Genomic DNA, 3,134 nt, shown 5'->3' on the forward strand with positions numbered 1-3,134 from the left:
CCGCCGGGCTCACCGGGGCTGCGGGCGGGCACGTAACATGGGGTCGTGCCCGCGGCCCGGCTGCGGCGAGGTGAATTATTTCCGCAGGTGAGAGGGTAGAATGGCCGAGTTTATCTACACCATGAAGAAGGTCCGCAAGGCGCACGGGGACAAGGTGATCCTCGACGACGTGACGATGTCCTTCTACCCCGGTGCGAAGATCGGCGTCGTGGGCCCCAACGGCGCGGGTAAGTCCTCGATCCTCAAGATCATGGCCGGCCTGGATCAGCCCTCCAACGGCGAGGCGTTCCTCGACCCCGAGGCCAGCGTCGGCATCCTCATGCAGGAGCCGGTGCTCGACGAGAGCAAGACCGTCAAGGAGAACGTCGAGGACGGCCTCGGCGAGACCATGGTGCAGCTCCGCCGGTACAACGCGGTGGCCGAGGAGATGGCCACCGATTACACCGACGAGCTCATGGAGGAGATGGGGCGGCTGCAGGAGCAGCTCGACGCGGTGGACGCCTGGGACGTGGATTCCCAGATCGAGCAGGCCATGGACGCGCTGCGCTGCCCGCCGGGCGACTCTCCCGTCACCCACCTGTCCGGTGGTGAGATGCGCCGCGTCGCGCTGTGCAAGCTGCTGCTGAGCAAGCCCGATCTGCTCCTGCTGGACGAGCCCACCAACCACCTCGACGCCGAGTCGGTGCTGTGGTTGGAGCAGCACCTGGCCGCCTACCCGGGCGCCGTCCTGGCCGTCACCCACGACCGTTACTTCCTCGACCACGTGGCGCAGTGGATCTGTGAGGTCGACCGCGGCAAGCTGCACCCCTACGAGGGCAACTACTCCACCTATCTGGAGAAGAAGGCCGAGCGCCTCGAGGTGCAGGGCAAGAAGGACCAGAAGCTGCAGAAGCGTCTCAAGGCCGAACTCGAGTGGGTCCGCTCCGGCGCCAAGGCCCGCCAGTCCAAGTCCAAGGCGCGTCTGGCCAAGTACGAGGAGATGGCGGCGGAGGCCGAGAAGCACCGCAAGCTGGACTTCGAGGAGATCCAGATCCCCACCCCGCCGCGGCTGGGCAACGTGGTGGTCGAGGTCGACAATCTCCGGAAGGGCTTCGACGACCGCGTGCTGATCAAGGATCTGTCGTTCACGCTGCCGCGTAACGGCATCGTCGGCGTGATCGGCCCCAACGGCGTGGGTAAGACCACCCTGTTCAAGACGATCGTCGGACTCGAGGAGCCGGACGCCGGTTCCGTCCGGGTGGGAGACACGGTCAAGCTGAGTTACGTCGACCAGTCCCGCGCGAACATCGACCCCGAGAAGTCCGTGTGGGAGGTCGTGTCGGAGGGCAACGACTTCATCGAGGTCGGGCAGAACGAGATGCCCTCGCGCGCTTACGTGAGCGCCTTCGGCTTCAAGGGCCCGGACCAGCAGAAGAAGGCCGGCGTGCTCTCGGGCGGTGAGCGCAACCGATTGAACCTGGCCCTGACCCTCAAGGTCGGCGGCAACCTGATCCTGCTGGACGAGCCGACCAACGACCTGGACACCGAGACCCTGGGCAGCCTCGAGAACGCCCTCGAGGACTTCCCCGGCTGCGCCGTGGTGATCTCGCACGACCGCTGGTTCCTCGACCGCACCTGTACCCACATCCTCGCGTGGGAGGGGAACGTCGCAGAGGGGCAGTGGTATTGGTTCGAGGGCAACTTCGAGGGCTACGAGCAGAACAAGATCGACCGCCTCGGCCCGGACGCCGCCCGCCCGCACCGGGTCACCCACCGCAAGCTCACCCGGGACTGACGCAGATGGGATCGCACGCCGCGCCCGAGACGCGGACCTCCGGCGAGGTCCACCGGGTCCACATCCCTCTTCGCATCGCGGACTTCGTGGGACAACACGTCAACAATGTGCGGTTCCAGGAGTTCTCCCAGGACGCCAGACTGATGTGGTTCCGGGACAGGTTCGGCGTGCCCGGGTCGCGGGTGCCGATCGCGCTGGCACGGTGGATGGAGATCGACTTCCGCCGCGTCATCGGGTACGGCGCCACGAGCGTCTGGGTCGACGTGGAGGTCCTGCGGGTCGGGCGCACGTCCTTCACCATGAGGACCTCGATCGGTTCGGACTCCACGGGCCCGGAACCGTGTGCGGTCGTCGACACCGTCCTGGTGGTGACGGCGCCGGACGAGACCACGACACTCGAGATCAGTCCCGAGGAGCGCGCGGCGTTGCTCGGCGGGAGCGAGGAGGCGAGATGAGTCCCGGTGATCAGACCCCGGACCGGGGGACGTTCCGTTGCACCCTGCAGGTGCGGTGGGCGGACTTCGACCAGTTCGGGCACGTCAACAACGTCAAGTACATCGAGTACGCACAGGAGGCCCGGATCCTGTTCGTCCGCAGCCGGTTCGGGCCGTTCGGGCTGGGCAACCTGCCGCAGGTCGTCCGCCGGGTCGAGATCGACCACCTCCGCCCGGTCCTGCGGGACTCGACGTCTGTGGACGTCGAGATCGAGGTCGAACACGTCGGGACCACCTCGTACCAGATCCGGCAGACGATCTTCGACGCCGCGGGGGAGATCTGCTGCGCGCTGCGCGTGGTGATGGTCGCCTACGACGCGTCGACCTCTACGGCCGTGGAGATACCGACAGGGGTGCGACACGTCCTCGAGGCAGCGCACCAGCGGGCGGCGATCACCGACGAGAGGCCCTCGGAGTGACCGAACAGCTCGTCTACGAGGCCGGGGGACCCCTCGGAATCTCGGGTGAGCCGGGACGCCGCGTGTTCACCGCGGCGCTGCCCGTCCGCTGGTCGGACCAGGACCTCTACCATCACGTCAACCACGCGCGGATGATCACGCTCCTCGAAGAGGCCCGGATCCCGTGGCTCTTCGAGGAGGGCATCCCCACCGCGACGCTCACCGCCGGCGCCGTGATGACCGAGCTCGCCGTGAGATACCGCGGTCAGGTCACCCGCGCTGACGGCCCGATCCGGGTCCGCATGTGGTGCGAGAAGGTCGGCGCGGCCATGTTCGTCGCCCGTCACGAGGTCCGCGGGCGCGCGACCCCGGACTCGGCGCCCCCGGCGGTGGAGTGCACGTCCACGATCGCGGCGTTCGACCTCGCCACCCAGCGGCCGCGCCGGTTCACCCGGGACGAGCGGGAGC

4 protein-coding genes are annotated in these 3,134 nt (G+C 67.8%); all 4 read left to right on the plus strand.

Annotated elements, in window-relative coordinates:
* The first annotated feature begins 100 nt into the window (after positions 1 to 100).
* Positions 101 to 1,774 carry an energy-dependent translational throttle protein EttA gene (gene ettA / locus G6019_RS08140; protein WP_182613720.1) on the plus strand — a complete coding sequence of 558 codons (1,674 nt, stop codon included), beginning with the start codon at positions 101 to 103 and terminating at the stop codon, positions 1,772 to 1,774.
* Positions 1,775 to 1,779: 5 nt separating this feature from the next.
* Positions 1,780 to 2,229: an acyl-CoA thioesterase gene (locus tag G6019_RS08145; protein ID WP_182613721.1), complete on the plus strand. Its 450-nt coding sequence runs from the start codon at positions 1,780 to 1,782 to the stop codon at positions 2,227 to 2,229.
* Positions 2,226 to 2,687: an acyl-CoA thioesterase gene (locus G6019_RS08150; RefSeq protein ID WP_107756053.1), complete on the plus strand. Its 462-nt coding sequence runs from the start codon at positions 2,226 to 2,228 to the stop codon at positions 2,685 to 2,687. The genes G6019_RS08145 and G6019_RS08150 overlap by 4 nt, the downstream gene beginning before the upstream one ends.
* Positions 2,684 to 3,134: acyl-CoA thioesterase (locus tag G6019_RS08155; RefSeq protein WP_182627373.1), on the plus strand; the 451-nt coding region annotated here is incomplete at its 3' end. The genes G6019_RS08150 and G6019_RS08155, both read left to right, overlap by 4 nt.

The organism is Dietzia sp. DQ12-76 (assembly GCF_014145045.1).
Classification (GTDB): Bacteria; Actinomycetota; Actinomycetes; order Mycobacteriales; family Mycobacteriaceae; genus Dietzia.

Bases quoted from the DNA above. Each gene is read 5' to 3' on its own strand.
- G6019_RS08145 (WP_182613721.1), top strand. From the start codon at position 1,780: ATGGGATCGCACGCCGCGCCCGAGACGCGGACCTCCGGCGAGGTCCAC.
- ettA (WP_182613720.1), top strand. From the start codon at position 101: ATGGCCGAGTTTATCTACACCATGAAGAAGGTCCGCAAGGCGCACGGG.
- G6019_RS08150 (WP_107756053.1), top strand. From the start codon at position 2,226: ATGAGTCCCGGTGATCAGACCCCGGACCGGGGGACGTTCCGTTGCACC.